At 45.7% G+C, this 16622-nt stretch carries 16 protein-coding genes; 3 read left to right on the plus strand and 13 right to left on the minus strand.

The window, feature by feature from the left end; all coding sequences use genetic code 11:
* Positions 1–58: 58 nt before the first annotated feature.
* The 4 genes from MHI38_RS08770 to MHI38_RS08785 form a co-directional block, all read right to left on the minus strand.
* On the minus strand, positions 59–775 hold the full coding sequence (locus tag MHI38_RS08770; RefSeq protein ID WP_154887762.1) for an expansin EXLX1 family cellulose-binding protein: 717 nt from the start codon (positions 773–775) through the stop codon (positions 59–61).
* Between the two features lie 214 nt (positions 776–989).
* Complete coding sequence (locus MHI38_RS08775) at positions 990–2195, minus strand: cation:proton antiporter (RefSeq protein WP_154887760.1); 1206 nt, start codon at positions 2193–2195, stop codon at positions 990–992.
* Positions 2196–2198: 3 nt separating this feature from the next.
* On the minus strand, positions 2199–2705 hold the full coding sequence (locus MHI38_RS08780) for a cation:proton antiporter regulatory subunit (RefSeq protein ID WP_186809605.1): 507 nt from the start codon (positions 2703–2705) through the stop codon (positions 2199–2201).
* Positions 2695–3222 (minus strand): GreA/GreB family elongation factor, encoded by a 528-nt coding sequence (locus MHI38_RS08785; protein WP_154887758.1) that lies wholly within the window; start codon positions 3220–3222, stop codon positions 2695–2697. Before MHI38_RS08785 ends, MHI38_RS08780 begins: the two co-directional genes overlap by 11 nt.
* Before the next feature lie 390 nt (positions 3223–3612).
* On the opposite strand from MHI38_RS08785, the gene gdhA reads away from it, so the two are divergent.
* The gene (gene gdhA, locus MHI38_RS08790) at positions 3613–5001 is read left to right on the plus strand and encodes an NADP-specific glutamate dehydrogenase (protein ID WP_418792660.1); all 1389 of its coding nucleotides are present in this window, start codon (positions 3613–3615) and stop codon (positions 4999–5001) included.
* Positions 5002–5114: 113 nt separating this feature from the next.
* Here gdhA and MHI38_RS08795 read toward each other — a convergent pair whose 3' ends face one another.
* Positions 5115–5576, minus strand: a complete 462-nt coding sequence (locus MHI38_RS08795; RefSeq protein WP_341181180.1) for a GNAT family N-acetyltransferase — start codon at positions 5574–5576, stop codon at positions 5115–5117.
* Positions 5577–5755: 179 nt separating this feature from the next.
* Between MHI38_RS08795 and MHI38_RS08800 the strand changes: the two genes are divergently transcribed.
* The gene (locus tag MHI38_RS08800) at positions 5756–6607 is read left to right on the plus strand and encodes a pentapeptide repeat-containing protein (RefSeq protein ID WP_341181181.1); all 852 of its coding nucleotides are present in this window, start codon (positions 5756–5758) and stop codon (positions 6605–6607) included.
* 84 nt (positions 6608–6691) lie between these two features.
* Here MHI38_RS08800 and MHI38_RS08805 read toward each other — a convergent pair whose 3' ends face one another.
* From MHI38_RS08805 to MHI38_RS08825, 5 genes are all read right to left on the minus strand, one after another.
* The gene (locus tag MHI38_RS08805; protein WP_341181182.1) at positions 6692–7669 is read right to left on the minus strand and encodes a diaminopimelate dehydrogenase; all 978 of its coding nucleotides are present in this window, start codon (positions 7667–7669) and stop codon (positions 6692–6694) included.
* Positions 7670–7853: 184 nt separating this feature from the next.
* Positions 7854–8429: a hypothetical protein gene (locus MHI38_RS08810; RefSeq protein WP_154983303.1), complete on the minus strand. Its 576-nt coding sequence runs from the start codon at positions 8427–8429 to the stop codon at positions 7854–7856.
* Between the two features lie 478 nt (positions 8430–8907).
* Complete coding sequence (locus tag MHI38_RS08815) at positions 8908–9663, minus strand: exodeoxyribonuclease III (RefSeq protein ID WP_341181183.1); 756 nt, start codon at positions 9661–9663, stop codon at positions 8908–8910.
* Between the two features lie 127 nt (positions 9664–9790).
* Positions 9791–10348, minus strand: a complete 558-nt coding sequence (locus MHI38_RS08820; RefSeq protein WP_154957908.1) for a GNAT family N-acetyltransferase — start codon at positions 10346–10348, stop codon at positions 9791–9793.
* Positions 10349–10594: 246 nt separating this feature from the next.
* Positions 10595–11458 carry an NAD(P)-binding domain-containing protein gene (locus MHI38_RS08825; RefSeq protein ID WP_154957909.1) on the minus strand — a complete coding sequence of 288 codons (864 nt, stop codon included), beginning with the start codon at positions 11456–11458 and terminating at the stop codon, positions 10595–10597.
* A gap of 124 nt (positions 11459–11582) precedes the next feature.
* Here MHI38_RS08825 and MHI38_RS08830 point away from each other — a divergent pair, with 124 nt between their 5' ends.
* The gene (locus tag MHI38_RS08830) at positions 11583–12527 is read left to right on the plus strand and encodes a helix-turn-helix transcriptional regulator (RefSeq protein WP_341181184.1); all 945 of its coding nucleotides are present in this window, start codon (positions 11583–11585) and stop codon (positions 12525–12527) included.
* A 93-nt stretch (positions 12528–12620) separates the two neighbouring features.
* On the opposite strand, the gene MHI38_RS08835 is transcribed toward MHI38_RS08830, so the two are convergent.
* From MHI38_RS08835 to MHI38_RS08845, 3 genes are all read right to left on the minus strand, one after another.
* A complete protein-coding gene (locus MHI38_RS08835) occupies positions 12621–12947 on the minus strand; it encodes a hypothetical protein (protein WP_341181185.1) in 327 nt (108 codons plus the stop codon).
* Positions 12948–13162: 215 nt separating this feature from the next.
* Positions 13163–15007 carry an RICIN domain-containing protein gene (locus MHI38_RS08840; RefSeq protein WP_341181186.1) on the minus strand — a complete coding sequence of 615 codons (1845 nt, stop codon included), beginning with the start codon at positions 15005–15007 and terminating at the stop codon, positions 13163–13165.
* Positions 15008–15118: 111 nt separating this feature from the next.
* Positions 15119–16456: a glycoside hydrolase family 43 protein gene (locus MHI38_RS08845; RefSeq protein WP_341181187.1), complete on the minus strand. Its 1338-nt coding sequence runs from the start codon at positions 16454–16456 to the stop codon at positions 15119–15121.
* Positions 16457–16622 lie beyond the last annotated feature (166 nt).

The following is a 16622-nucleotide window of genomic DNA, read 5'->3' on the forward strand; positions in this document are numbered from 1 at the left end:
ACGATGTACGACTTTATGACTCATCCATGATCATACTTATTTTGATGCCACATTTCATTTAATCCGGGAACTGCACGTTACCCGGTACGATATATGCACCGCCTGATCCATCGTTTGGCAGAGCCGGAATGGAATCATACACCACTTTACCACGAATATCGGTGATCCGAATACTTAATTGTTCCTTACCTAATCCCGTGCCAAGGAAATGGTTATAATCCTGTTTTTCGAGATTAAGCCATGAGCCGTTCTTCTGCTTCACTTCAAACTTCAGCACCGGATATTTATGATGACGGACTTGAATGGCTGCCCACCACTGACTGCTACCTTCCTTAATCCGATAAGATACGTTCCCTTCAATCGGCGCTTTGACTACCTTCCAGCTGATATTGATCTTCCCTGCTTTGGGATCTCCAATCTGGTTAAACGCATTCGGTGAGAGATCAAGTGCTCCACTAGCTCCTTCCGGATATAAATCGGTTACATATACCACGGTTTTCCCTTTGGGCCCCTGTACTTCCAGATAGGCTCCAGCTAAAGCAGCTTTGACACCATTATAATTAAGCTGGTATGGATTGAGCGCGGTAATCTTCATGTCTGCTGGAATCGGATCCAGCAATACAGCACCGCCCGAGTATCCCGAGCCCGTGTATGTTGCATACCCTTGATATGTATCATTCCAAGCAGCAGATGCAGGTAAAGCAAACAAAACAAGACCGAGCAGTATACCTGTGGCAGACCTTCTGAAACGCTGGAATCTACTTTTCTTGCTCATTGTGTTATTCCCTCCCTATCATTTTGGCTGTGATTCTAAAATATAGTTCTTCCTTGTCACAGACAATGAATAACATTATTTTACATAATTTTTAAAATATTTAAATATATTTTCGAAAAATCACATCTAAAGTCCTGCTTTATATCGCATAAAAAAGCGCCACACTTGGGAGAACATTCATTCTCCAGCAACGTGCGACGCGCTTCTCTAACCCTTATCCAGTTTCCTTGCGTTTCTCCCGATTTCGGAATCGTTCATACCTCGCATAGAGGCGAGGAGATTCTTTCGTCAGAATAGGCCCAAGGACAGCCAGAATCAACACGTATAACACAGCGAAGGATTGAATGGATGCCATCAGACCTCCAGCCTTGCCGATGTTCGCCATGATGATCGAGAACTCGCCCCGAGATACCAGGGTAAAGCCCACATTTAACGAGGCCTTGTTCGATACTCCAGCCATTTTTCCTGCAATCATGCCTGCACCGAAGTTACTCAGAATCGTCAGCACGACGGCAATCAGTGTCATCCCTACAGCTCCACCGAGGGAGGATGGCTCAATGGTCAGGCCAAAGCTGAAGAAAAACAGGGCACCAAAAAAGTCTTTGAACGGCATAATCTGCTGCTCAATTCGGCTAACATGTCTGGATTCCCCAAGCACAAGGCCGATCATCAACGCACCGATAGCCTCAGCCACATGTAAGGTTTCCGAGAATCCTGCTACGAGGAAGAGCAATGTCATAATCGTAAGCAGGAATAACTCCGAGGACTTAATGTTCAATGCTTTATCGATATACTTAATACTCTTCCTGCCAATAATCAGGAACAGTACAATAAACAGCAAAGCCGAGAGAGATACCAGCAGTACACTTCCAAATGAAGTTGCTCCGCTAAGCACAAGTCCAGTCAGAATGGAAATATGAATGGCAATAAACAAGTCATCAAACATAATCATGCCCATAATAATTTCTGTCTCTGGGTTCGCGGTACGTTTCAAATCCACAAGTACTTTGGCAACGATAGCCGTCGACGAACTGGTCATGATCCCGCATACGACCATCGTTTCCTGAAGTGGCAGATTCATGAACCAGCCCAGTAGCAATCCTGAGACAAAATTGAGAGCCACATAGAATATGCCACCGGTGAGGATGGCTTTCCCCGATTTCAATAACCGTGAGACCGAAAATTCCAATCCCAGATAAAACAATAAAAATAAAATACCCAGCCTGCCCATAAATTCAATAAAAGACGAGCTTTCGATAAATCGTAAATCCACAATGCCAAACTGTGGTGCATGCGGTCCAACGGCCATACCGACCAGAATGTAAAATGGAATAACCGAAAATCGTAGTCGTGCAGATATTAATCCCGTAAGTGTAATCAGCGCAATGGCAACCCCCACTTCAAATATGAGCATATCCATACGCTACATCCGCCCATCGGTCAACCATTGTTTGAGCTGCTTAAGCTGGTCACGTTCACCAGCAACAACAATTGTTGCCCCACTGGTGAACACATACTCTGGCCCGGGGTTGAATTGTTTCTGTTTCTCTTTGTCAACCGCCGCCAGGATCGCCACACCGGTAACCTGACGGATGTTCATCTCTCCAATCGTCTTCCCGATGCACGCCGCATGGGGTTCGATGCGTAGCCACTCAATCAGCAACCCTTCCAGCATAACTTCCCGTTCGTTCTGGAACTGAGGTTTATACGTCATGCCACCGACTATAGCAGCTACGGCTCTTGCCTCATCATCGTCAAGGGTTACAAGAGAGACCATATCTCCGAGATCTTCCGCTTGATCTCCAGATTCCATATGGAATAAATCGCGCCGCTCATCATTATGAACCACGATGACAAGATGCTCCCCGCTGCGAGTATGCAGCCAGTATTTACGTCCAATGCCTGGCAGATCCGTTTCTTTAAAGTGCATGATTTGCACCTCCCTGAGTCAAGCCTTTCAGCGGATTTGGTTTCGCCTCATCAGCCTGCTCAAGCTCCTGCACCAGCTCTGAGCTTTGTTCAAAAGCCCATTGAATGTCTGCTATACGTATTTTCATGTCACCCGAAGGGGTAGAGATGGCTCTCATTTCGCCTTTGTTCCCCAGAAGCAGTTGACGTCCCACAGGAGAAAGGAATGAAATCTGTCCTTCGTCCGGGTCTGCTTCCTCTGGCATAACAATCGTTAACTTATCCGATGTATGAAAATCGACATATTCCAGTTCAATCTGACTACCAATCAGCACAACGGAGCTTAACAGCTCATCCGGACCAGCAAGTAATCGCTCTACTCGGTCTGTATAGGCTGTTAATTGTTTATCCAGCAGTATACGCTCAGGATTACGCACGTCAAAATAAGCGTCAAGAAAAGTTCTTTTCTCTTCGCCCAGGGTCAACAGCTGACTCACCAGCATTTCTCTGCAATTGTCAAGTGGAGTCCTACGGTTCATAGTAGATCTCACCTCCTATACATGCCTTGTTCTCCACGTTGATTCGCTTGTTGTTACCCATCATCATCCTGTTGTCCTCCTTCTTATAATAAAAGAGCCCGAATTACGAGCCCTTCTTACCATCTTACCAAAATGAAATTATTAATCCAATCAATTCCGCTAACTTGGATTTTAATTCTATACTTTGGGTATATTATCCAACATTTCACGATATTCTTTACATTTAATGATAGATCTATAGAACATTTTAATTGCCTCATAAAAAACATTTTATGGATTTTTGTCTCGTATTTTTATTTCCTTTCCTGTATATTTAACTACAAACTTTTATGCAAATTGTACAAATAGGTATCTACATACTTTAACACGATAAAGGAGTGCATTGAAAAAGTGTCCACGATTACTAAAGAAAGTTCAACGTCATCTCAAGTTACTACTGCCGCAGCATATGTTCATTCCGTCTATGAATCAGTTATCGCAAGAAACCCGAACGAGAATGAATTCCATCAGGCTGTTAAGGAAATCCTGGATTCACTGATCCCCGTCATCGAAGCACATCCCAAATACAGAAACCACAGTCTGCTAGAGCAACTTGTTGAGCCGGAACGGGTTATCACGTTCCGTGTGCCTTGGGTCGATGATCAAGGTAAAGTTCAGGTGAATCGCGGTTTCCGTGTACAATTCAACAGCGCGATTGGCCCCTACAAAGGCGGACTTCGTTTCCACCCATCGGTATACTCGGGCATCATCAAATTTTTGGGCTTTGAGCAAATTTTCAAAAATGCACTGACTGGCCTGCCAATCGGCGGCGGTAAAGGCGGTTCTGACTTTGATCCAAAAGGAAAATCGGATCAGGAAATCATGCGTTTCACGCAAAGTTTCATGACAGAGCTGTACAAATACATCGGTCCGGACGCTGACGTACCTGCGGGTGATATTGGTGTAGGCGCTCGGGAGATCGGTTACATGTTTGGTCAGTACAAACGAATTCGCGGCGGACATGAAGCAGGTGTACTGACTGGCAAAGGTCTGTTGTACGGTGGAAGTCTCGCACGTAAAGAAGCAACGGGTTATGGCTGCGTATACTTCGTTAATGAAATGCTTGCATCCAAAGGGCTTAGCTTCAAGGACAGCACCGTTGTTGTCTCCGGTTCCGGCAATGTATCCATCTATGCTATCGAGAAGGCGCAGGAGCTTGGTGCTCGCGTTGTAGCATGCAGCGACTCCGGCGGTTACATACATGATCCGCAAGGCATTAACCTGGATACGGTAAAACGTCTGAAAGAGGTTGAGCGTCTGCGGATCAGCGAATACGTCAAAGAACACCCGCATGCGACGTATACCGAAGGCTTCGAGGGCATCTGGTCTATCCCTTGTGATATCGCGCTGCCGTGTGCAACACAGAACGAAATCGACGAGCAAGCGGCAAACCTTCTGGTTCAAGGCGGTGTCAAAGCCATTGGTGAAGGAGCGAATATGCCGTCCACTCTGGCTGCCATTGATGTATTCCTTGGTGCTAACGTGCTGTTTGGCCCTGCAAAAGCTGCGAACGCCGGCGGTGTAGCCGTGTCCGCTCTTGAAATGTCACAGAACAGCATGCGGTTGTCCTGGACATTTGAAGAAGTCGATGCCAAACTGCATGACATTATGAAAAATATTTATAAAAGCTGCGTAGAAGCAGCTGAAGAATACGGCTGCGAAGGCAACTTGCTTGCTGGAGCAAACATTGCTGGTTTCCTCAAAGTAGCCGATTCGATGATTGCCCAAGGCGTCGTGTAATTTTTTTCACCGCATTCTTAAATGATTCATACAAAAAGAAGCCTTACCTTCTCATGCAATGGTCGCCTAGCGGCCTAGTAGAGAAGAGGCTTCTTTTTTATCGTGCAATATACTCAACTATTAGAGGTCCAGATCCCTTGATAATCTCTAGACATGAACACATCTACTTCATCTTCATCATCCACCGTAAACCCAAATCGTTCGTATAAACGCTTCGCCGGACTTCCTTGCAACACGTTTAACGTCACACGTCTGCCCTTGACTGATTCCTGTTCGAGCAACATGTTAAGCACCTTTGTGCCTAGTTTCCTGCCCTGATAGTCCGGATCAATGTAGAAGTGCTCTAGCAAAAACTCTCCATCTCCCGGTTTTAATGACACGCATCCAATTAACGTATCTTCCAGCTCCAGCACTTGTGTATGTTCCGGCTGGAACGTATTGCGGAAACGCTCCCTCACCCGAATCTCATCATAGCGCCCTAAACGCGTCAAATCATCATAGAGCACCAGTGCCCGTAAATTAGCCAGCTGCTCCTGATCTTCCCGGGTAGCTTGACGTATCTTGAATTCATCCATGTTCTGCTACCTCCATTCGTGGTCAATCCCATGTTCTCTTACTTATAATACTCTTTTCATATTTTAACATAATGCATTTCATTGAAGTGACTTCCTTACAATGGTAAAGTGAAAATGACATGATTTTATCGTTACAATTGAGATCAGCAGGTTCTTATTATGATAAGGAAGTGTGTATGTTGTCTAACCATTCTTTACACCACATTGAACATCCTCATCTGCAAGCAGACTGCGAGCAGTGTTACGGATTATGTTGCGTGGCCTTGCCTTATGGCAAATCCTCTGACTTTGCTTTTGACAAGTCCAGCGGTACACCTTGTCCCAATCTGCGGGAGGACTACCGATGTGGTATCCACACCCAGCTCCGACAGAAGGGCTTCAAAGGTTGCACCGTGTATGACTGTTTTGGTGCAGGTCAGAAGCTATCACAAGTGACGTATGCGGACAGAAGCTGGCGTACCCATCCCGAAACGGCACGTGAAATGTATGATTGCCTGCCTGTACTACGTCAAATTCATGAGCTGATCAGTTATATGAGAGAGGTTATGATGCGGCCCGATACGTCTTCGCTACATGCCTCACTGGAAAAAGCCTATCCTGATGTAGCGCGTCTGAGTGATCTGGAACCGGCAGCTCTGCTACAGTTGGACATCACGAGCCATCGAGCAAATGTGAATACCCTGCTGATTCAGGCTAGTGAGATCGTACGTAGCAGTGCTCCAGCAACAACAAAAGCAAAAGGAAAACCCAAAGGCAAGAAACGCAGTGGAATGGATTTTCTGGGGGCTAACTTGCAAGGAACAGACCTGAGAGGTACAAGCTTCCGGGGCGCGCTTATGATTGCGGCGAACCTGCGTAACGCCGATGTACGAAACGCCGATTGGATTGGTGCAGACTTGCGGGATACAGATCTTGGGGGAGCCGATCTACGCGGCGGAATTTTCTTGACACAGTCTCAGCTGAACGCTGCTATGGGAAGTGCGGATACCTTGCTACCTGACCATTTGAGTAAACCCTCCCATTGGCGCTAAAAAACGCGCACAATGAAAAATAGCTCGTCCTTCCACCGAAGGACGAGCTATTTTTCTAAGACTATTTTACCGAACTAACTAAGATTACAGCAGATCACGACGGAGATCCGCAGCGGATTTTGGAGAAAGGTGACCCAGCGGGATATCAAATACCGTCTTCGCGCCTTTGTGTCCTTCCTTGCTCAAACGCTGCGCCGCACGTGCATATGCCACAAGTACACTTGCGGTGAACTCTGGATTGCTGTCGAGCTTCAGACCAAATTCGATAATTTGTTTTTGTCCGTTACCTGTAATTCCACTGCGAATAACGAAGCCACCATGTGGCATACCTGCATGCTCGGATTTCAATCCTTCTTCACTGATGAAGGTAACTGTCGTATCGTAGTCCGAGAAATAGTTAGGCATATTCACAATCGTTTCACGAATCTCATCCTGGTTCGCACCCTCTTCTGCTACCACATAACACTGACGCAGATGTTTCTCACGTGTGGACAATTCTGGTGTTTCACCTGAACGAATGCGGTCAATCACTTCTTCTACAGGAACCGTATACTGCACGCCCGCTTTCACGCCAGGTACACGACGAATAGCATCGGAGTGACCCTGACTAACCCCTTTGCCCCAGAATGTATACTCTTTCCCTTCCGGCAGAATAGATTGCGCGAGAAGACGATTCATCGAGAACAAGCCTGGGTCCCAGCCTGTTGAGATCACGCTTACATGTCCACCTTGCTCAGCCGCCGCATTCACAACTTCAAAGAACTCAGGAATCTTTGCGTGGGTATCAAAGCTATCTACCGTATTAAATAGCTTAGCGATTACAGGTGTCTGCTCCGGCAAATCCGTCGCAGAACCACCGCACAAGATCATGACATCGATTTTGCCTATGTACTGCTCAGCCGCAGAGATATGCTCAAAGCGAACTTCTGTACCTTCAGCCACCATTTGCTCTGGATTACGACGTGTAAATACAGCAACCAGCTCTAGATCATCATTCTGGGTAATTGCTTTCTCGACACCTTTACCCAAGTTACCGTAACCTACGATACCAACTTTAATCATGTTTAATCCTCTCCCTGTCTGAATCTTTTGTCTATAAGTCTATCTAAGGATATAACATAACATGTAACTTGTCAGGTTTCCAGATGTAAATCAAAAATACCTTGCAGAGGGACAGCTTTAACGCTGTACCACCACAAGGTGTGGGTAAATAAACAAGTTCATGTATAAAGATTCTATTTTGATTTTACGACTCAGACCAGGTTAACGTGAGTTCAACGACACCTTCCTGACTCGCCAGTGCTCCACCGATCATAGACCATTCCTGCTTCGTATCCGGATCAGTCCCTTGAATAACAATATTTTTCTCATCAATCAGCTGTCCGGAGTCTGTCAGTTTCTTCTCTGTAAAATAATCCTTGTACAGCTTCGATACCGTCTTCATGTCCTGTTCCGTAGTAAAAATCATCATTGCCGATTTCTTCCCTTCATTCTCTCCGGAAGTCGCTGTCGTAATCTTGGCATCGTCCGGTAACGGGAAATCTTTAGGCAAGTATTCCGGCATGCCTTCCGCCGCACTACTTTCACCTTTACTTGCAGATGATTCCGAAGTTGCCGGCGTGGATGCGGCTCCTTTATCTGTATCTGTCGCTGCTTCGCTTGTATTTTCTGTAGCAGCTGGCTCAGCGGTTCCAGATGTTGCTTCACTATTTACCTTCTCAGATTCACCTTTGGGCTCGTCAGCAGCACTGCTGCACGCACTTAAAGCCACCATCATAGCCAGCGCAGCACAGGCCAGCAAAACTTTTTTCTTTTTCACCATTAAAAATCACTCCTTCTGGTTGTTTTATGTTGTCATTCTCCAAATCACATTCTTACATCTGAAGTATGCTTCTGTATGCTGATTGCCCATCCCTCCTTCGTTTAGTCGAACTCCATTGTCTGCTGAATAACGTGTACACATCTACGGTATGTCAATCCAGATGACTGACAACGATAACACCGTCAAAGATATCAGACAGCTTATTGCAAGGATCGATAGGAATCGGGTGATGACTTTGAACTTTTTCATACAACCCTCCTCCTTCTGTATCATTGAACAATTCAATTTATAATATATGTATGATTCAATCGTACCCAAGAAATGGCGGGATTGAAACAATCCGGAGTCCAGTCCTTTCCCCAACCAAAGTCCAGTTCCTCTCCCCTACCTCTGAGGCGCAGGATAACGTAAAAAACCGCTTGCATCCCTTTATCGGGATACAAACGGTTGTCAGGTTCTGTTTGCTAAGTGTGTGTTCTCACAGTTTCAGCTTAACGCCTACCGGGCAATGATCACTGCCCATGACATGACAGTCGATATAGGCTTCAGCTACACTTGGTGCAAGCTGATTGGACACAAGAAAATAATCAATGCGCCAGCCCACGTTCCGCTCTCTGACCTTAGGCATATACGACCACCAGCTGTACACATCGGTTTGATTTGGATGCAGATGACGGAAACTGTCCACATATCCTGATGCAAGCAGGTCAGTCATCTTGCCTCGCTCCTCATCCGTAAATCCAGAGTTGCCCATGTTTGGCTTCGGGTTCTTCAAGTCAATCTCTTGATGAGCCACGTTCAGATCCCCACAGATGATTACAGGTTTCGTCTGCTCCAGTTGCAGGACATAGGACCGGAAGCGGTCTTCCCACTCCAGACGGTAAAGCAGCCGGGTCAGATCACGTTTGGCATTGGGAGTATAGACATTAATCAGATAAAAGGCATCATACTCCAGCGTAATCATCCGGCCTTCCGGCTCGCTGTCCTCTTCCATACCGTAATACACAGACAAGGGCTTGATGCGGCTGAATACAGCCGTGCCGGAGTATCCTTTTTTGATCGCATAATTCCAGTACTGATAGACGTCTTCGCCCAGATCCATCTCGATCTGTCCAGCCTGTAATTTCGTCTCCTGAAGGCAGAAAATATCGGCCTCGCTTTGTTGATAATAATCCATAAATCCTTTATTCACACACGCTCGAAGTCCATTCACATTCCAGGACACCAGCTTCATATTCTCATCCCCTCACATCTCTCCAATATAACATGAGCCTGATTCACGGGACAAGACATCACATTATGGTGACAAGGACTGAGATGGGAGTTGAGTATGTGATGGACATGAAAATGGAAGACAGGGGCTAGTTGTCACTCTGTAGCTTCGAGAAAACAGCGAGATCAACGTATCTGCCCTTCTCAAACTCATGCTGCCGTAGCAGACCTTCCTGCCGGAACCCCAGCTTATGCAGTAGACGAATGGACGCCTCATTTCCCGGGTCCACCTTCGCTTCAATTTTGTTCAATTGCATCTGGTTGAATCCAAATTCCAGCACAGCTCGAGCAACCTCAGTCATCACCCCTTTGCCCCAGCACGATGAAAGCAGATCATAACCAATCTCTGCGCGATGATGTTGCTCTTCATACTCCAGATATCCGCACGTTCCAATGACTTGATGAGACTGCTTATCTTCGATCATCCAGCGTAAACCCGTCTGTTGATTGAAAATCTTCTTATACCAGCTCATCTCATCTAATGCATCCTGTTCGGATTCGAAGGGTGTGAAGGGCATATATTCGACGACAGTCTCATCTGAATACAGTGCCAGCAGATCCCCACTGTCACTGTCTGTTGCTGCACGGAGCACAAATCGCTCTGTTTCTATTTGCGGAAACGTGTCAAATGTAAATAATGTATCCATACGTAATCTCCTTTACATGCAAAATCTCTTCCATTTATGTATGTTATAGTCCCTGTGTTATTTTACTACGTCAACTAGATCTAACCAAGTCATATAATAGAATGATCACCATGGGTTAAGAGGAGTAAAAAAGACCACCCCCTGGCTAATCGGGAATGGTCGCGAGTAATTTATAACTAATTTTAGATATTCGATTGAATAGATCGGCGCATTCATTCTTCAAGATAAATGCCCTCTATTGAATTGTTAACGCATCGTTTTCACAAGTGATGCTATATCTTGCTCGCCATAACCAGCTTCTATAGCTTTATGAAACATGTTTTGCAAGAACAACGGAAACTCGTTATTCATACTCTTCTCACGCGCCTGTTCCATGAGCAGACCAACCGTTACCATAGACATTTGAAGAGAACTTTGTGGATTTTCGTATTTGGAATGTTGAATGACCTCACCTTCGTATTGAAGAATGGAGCCAATCATAGGCGAGACTCCAGCAATCATAGAACCAAAATCATCAATACGCAAACCATCGGATTCAAGAATTCGTGATGCGTGGAAGAATCCAAGATATGATCCAAACAGATAAGAGAGGAATGCCAGGTCAATTGAAGCAGCCGCACTAACCTGTTCTCCGTAATAAGGGACATGACCTGCTAGTGCACCGAGAACCGGCTTTACTTGATCAAAAGCTTCCACCGATCCAGAAGTGAAGATGGTTGCATGAGAGCCACCGATCTGGGTTGGGGCAGCCGCTATTGCTCCATCTATATATGCAGCACCATGGGTGTTTGCCCAGATTTCCATCTTTTGAGCCTGTTCAGGGCTTCCTGTAGTAAGTTGGATGAGCACTCGCCCCGACAAGGCCGCATGTACGTCTTCTACATGCAGTACTTCATATGAAGTCTTGTAATCAGACACACAGATAATGGATACCTGACTAGCACGAATTGCCTCAGCCGCCGTAGATGTGAGTACTGCTCCTTTTTCAACGATGGAATCTGCCCTTGTCGCTGTACGATTCCATACAGTCACATGATATCCCTTTTCCAGTAATGTTTGAGCTATAGCTCCCCCCATCTTTCCTAAACCAATAACCGTTACTTCATTCATTATTATTCCTCCCAAAGTTTCTATATCACGAATCGAAGGCAACTCGTCTTGACTTCGAAATTAAGCATAATAGATAATAGTGACAAGTACTGGCATGATTATAAATTAATTTTAGGGAGTATATATGCACAAAGCGCAAAGGCTTGTTCAGTTAATTATGTTAGTGAATGAACGCAGAACGTTTACCGTACAAGAACTGGCCGATGAATGCGGAGTATCACGTCGAACCATGATTCGAGATTTGGCGGAATTAAGCGAACTGGGCATCCCCCTTTATTCCGAAGTTGGTCCTCATGGTGGGTATCGTGTTTTACGAGAAAAGGTGCTCCCACCCATCAGTTTTTCCGAGCATGAAGCTATGGCTTTGTTTTTTGCCGCTCAATCGTTACAGAACTATAAATCTCTACCTTTTAACAATGAAGTACAAAGTGCGTTACGCAAGTTTTTCCATTATTTATCCAGTGACCTCAAACATAAAATTGAACGAATGCAGCAAAGACTCATATTCTGGGTACCACCGCATGAACTCGATGTTCGTTACTTGAAGGAACTATTGGAGGCGGCATTGGAACAGAGAATCGTACAAATTCGCTATGAAGCAAGCTCGGTCCAGGATCGATTGATTCAACCTCTTGGACTGTATACGATGAATGGTTTATGGTATTGTAGGGCCTATTGTTTTCGTGCAATGGATCATCGTGTATTTCGGGTTGACCGGGTTAGTGGACTGCAATGTGAAGTGGATCAAAGCCAAAAAGTCGATCTGAACGAAGAAAATATTCAAGAATGGATCATACGTGAGGATCTGGAAACACCACTGGAACTTAAAGTCTCACTGTCGCCAGAAGGCGTGCGAAGATGTCAATCGGATGTGTGGTTATCACAATTTTTGAAGGTCAACGAGGACGGCTCAGGAACAATTCATGCTCATATAGGCACAAGCTACACCCCTTGGGTGGTCGGTTTCTTTCTTGGCTTGGGAACAGATGCCCATGTGACGCATCCCCCGCAGGTCCGTGACCAGATTCGCACCAAGTTGCAAGCCATGGCTGCACAGTATGGGGATTAGGGTTACATTATAGAAAAAAAGAGCAGCTTGCACGTGGTCATAGCCCGGTTAAGTAGACATCAAAAGGCAGATGTATCCACTATAACTATAACTTCATTTCACCTGATCTATTTTGGTAGCTACCCCTCGACTAGGGTAACTATCCTCATACTGACCTGTTGTCCATACCCGCACTACGTCACCAACCTGAGCACTATAATCTACTCCTGTCGTTCCCAATATGTATTGTTGTTCCGTACTTTTAGTAGGTGATACGGTTATCGTTGATTCATTTTTATCCAGAACCATAGCTTCGAAATTGGGTTCCTCATGTACTTTTTGTTGGACAGATTCATTTGAAATCCCTGCATCACCGGTAGCCATGACTCCACGATCACCTTCAGTCTCGCATCCGATGAGAATAAGGGTCGTTACTAACATAGTTGTTACTAACATAACTGGCATCTTACTTAATATGAATTTATGCTTCATTTGTACCCACCCCCAGTAAAAATGGTATATCCTTTGTAACGTAAGGGAGATTCATTTTGTTGCAATCCCGAAATGCTAAGCCAGTAGATCCTCTCAAATGAAAAACAGCCTGCTATAAGCAAGCTGTTCCTCGTGCATCATCCTACAATCGAAGAGATTGTACTCTAGTTCACCTTAACCAGACTCCATTGTTGATTCGCTCCGCCGTTATCCTCCCATTGAATCGTAGAAGCACCCGCACTCATCGATCCTTGGTTGATATCGACAGTAAGGCCGCTGTTGCGATTCGCCAAAACAATATATCCGCCTACATCAATCGGCAGCCACTGCTGGTTATAACCTCCGTTAGCCTGCCACTGAATTAGCGATGCTCCGCCCTGTGTGGAACCGGAATTGACATCAAGCAACAATCCGCTGCCAACGTTCCGGATGTTGTAATATCCGTTGCCTGCCGGCTCCAACTTCCATTGCTGATTGGCTGCTCCGTTATCATTCCATTGAATAATGGTCGCGCCTCCGGCTGATGAAGCACCATTCACATCCAGTACAAGACCGCTGTTACGGTTAACAAGCTTGTAAATAGCCCCTGCTTCATACCCTGTGCTGCCACTGTAGGCTGCGCCAGAGATCACATAAGTAGTTACCGAATTCGCTTTAGACGTCGTTGTAAACTTTTTGTTTTGGACCGGTATGTTCGTAAGCTGTTGTAATTTCTCCGTTGCCGAAGTTCGGTACACTTGTACGGACGAACCTACACTTGAGAAGCGACTCAAATCATAGGTTACCGAAGTATCGGTAGATTCCGAGTTTGTCGTAACGAGTACCACTTTGCCGGATGCCGCATCATACGCCGCAAGGGTATTCGCATCACTCATGCCAATGATTTTGTAACCTGGACGAATAAATTTGCTGTAATTCCCCATAACGTAGTATTTCTGATTAACCGTATAACTGGTCGTTTTTGTATTGTTCAGCACGTTTTTGAAAAATCCCCAGCCTTCCGCACTATCTACGGCCTGCCAGTACACCCAAGCCGTAGCTCCCATGTTACGCATATCCTTCAGAATGATACGTGACATGGTAAGACCACTTGCATCTCCATCTCCGTATTCGGATGTCCATAAGTGTTTGCCCGCAGATGCTGCCGTATTACGCATTGCTGTCCGGTTGTTACCATTATACGTATGTGTGTTAATCTGGCTGATCGCTGATTGAACGGCAGTGCTGTAGCTTTTATAGGAGGTGTTGGTATCATCCAGATTGTTTTCTTCCGGTGCACTTAGCTTGGTGGTTAGTCCTTTGGCAATCAATGATGCCTGAACCTGACTTAGAATCGCATTCTGCTCAGCAAGGCCGAAGTGCATGCCTTCCTGATCATTCCCTTGCTTCCACCAATTCGAGATTGGTTCATTCAGTGGTGTCACCGTATCAAATGTAATGCCCCAATGATCCCAGAAATGCTTCACAACCTCCGTTAAATAATCAGCAAAATCATCATAATAATCCGGCTTGAGGTTATTACCGCCATTCGGCGCTCCCGAGACACCGCCACTGATCGTCATCCAGTAAGGTGCCGAGTTAGCAAAAGCTTCAATGATGTTGACTCCCTGTGCCTTGGCAGCTTGCAACATGTAACGCTGATTAGCGTCGGCAGTCCAATCGTACACACCTGGAGAAGGTTGAAAACCAGGAACCGCTTTACGGTATTCAAGGACATTGGATGAAGGGTCATCCCCGCCTCCGATGTTATATCTCAGAATGTTCATGCCAATTCCTGTCGCTGGATTAAACATTTTCTCCACATATTCATCCCGATTTGAATATTCACCAACGACCTTACCCCACCAAGCCAGCGATGTTCCCCAACCTTCCACTGTCTGATATTGTTTCGATGGATCAGCCACAGCCGTATAAGCTCCAGCAGCCGATACTTCGGACCCTGAACCCAAGCTTCCAACCAGCAGTGTGCCACTTAATAGCACCGCACTCATTCGTTTCAACCACTTCATCCACTTCACTCCTTATACATTTTTTAGATAAGTCATTGGGTAAAAACATTCGGGTACCATCCTGACTATTAAAATCGAAATCGTCTGCTAATTCTTGACACTTGCCAATAGCTATGGAGTGATCTCCCGGAAAGTTGCATCGGATTTATCCAGAGCCGTGACAACAGGTTGCAAACGTAACACTTGATCGTAATGTCTCAGATACAGATTCGGATTGTTAAATAAGCTATACGAAGACCAGTTTGCATTCGCCAGCCCGTTAACCCGTTTGAACGTCGCATCATTGCGGAACGCAGCAGTTCCGTCATTTTTCACCAGCACAACATTGCCATTATTATTGCGCAGGAAATAACCAGGATAATTCATCGCTTCAAACGAGATGCCCATCGCATTCGCCAAACCAGGAATGATCCGAAACTGCGCATCCTCTGCTGGACTCACGCTGGCATCAATCCGAGCTTGATAGTTATAGTGACGAATGAAACTGCCTGGTACGTTAAACGATTCAAGCTTGCGAATATCACCCGGCTGACCGGATTCTTTCAGTACGGTCATATGGCGTACCATGCCGGACAGACCCGCGATCTCCTGTTTGCCACTCCAACTCTGAAAGTTGTCCGCCGAGTCGCTGTAATAATATTTGTGATCTGCATACCCATCAAAATAAATTCGCCAAGAACCATTATCGAGTTGGATCAACGCCGGTCCTTCTACCCAGGAACCCCAGCCCGCCCAATTACCTGTGCCTTTAAACGTGTATGGCCCTTTCAGCGAGTTGGACGTGGCATATTCAATGTATTTAGTCGTTTCGTTCTTCGTAAACGCGTGATAGGTCGAGCCTGTCTTTACTACAAAAGTGTCAATATAATTGGAAGCAAGACCTGTAAGCACCGCAGGGGAAGACCACGTTGTGGATGCCAGATTGCTTCCTGATGCGGTGATGACATGTGGCTTGAAGTTCTCATAGTTGCCAGGAGAGAGAGAGACGATGATGTTCACACTACCATTCGTGTCTTTGAACCATTCCGGTGCCCAGGTATGGGCAATCGGGGTTGTAGTAGACAACGTAATATTGCGGACAAACGTCCAATTCATCTTGTCCGGGCTGGACGCGATGCCAACCGTATTGCCTGACCAGTTGGTGGTGTACACCACATAATACAAACCATCGGTGTGTTTCATGATGCTGGGATCGCGAATTAAGTCCGCCGCAGGTGGGGTATATGCTGGACCTTTCAGCAAACCGTAGTGTTTCGCGTTATATGACTCATAGATATACATGTTGGACTCGCTTGTGTTCGTAAAAGCCGTCATCGTATACACACTGGTTGTTGCTTTCACCGTAATCGGGAATGTGATCGTGAATATCATCAACAATCCTAACGTGAGTAGGAGTACAGCTCTATGTTTGCCCCATCGCTGTGCCCTGCGTTTCCTTTTGGTTAACATGAACCCAGCTCCTTATCCTGCATAAGAATCATATTGGACTACCTTCTGACTGAACGAAGTGTGTGCATAAACATACTTCCTTTTGCCAAGAAGCTGTTACGGTATCTGCTCCCGTCCCATTTACATGAAACATCACCCCCTTTACAGGAATACACGCTTTATGTAT

The organism is Paenibacillus sp. FSL K6-1558 (genome assembly GCF_038002565.1).
Taxonomy (GTDB): domain Bacteria; phylum Bacillota; class Bacilli; order Paenibacillales; family Paenibacillaceae; genus Paenibacillus; species Paenibacillus polysaccharolyticus.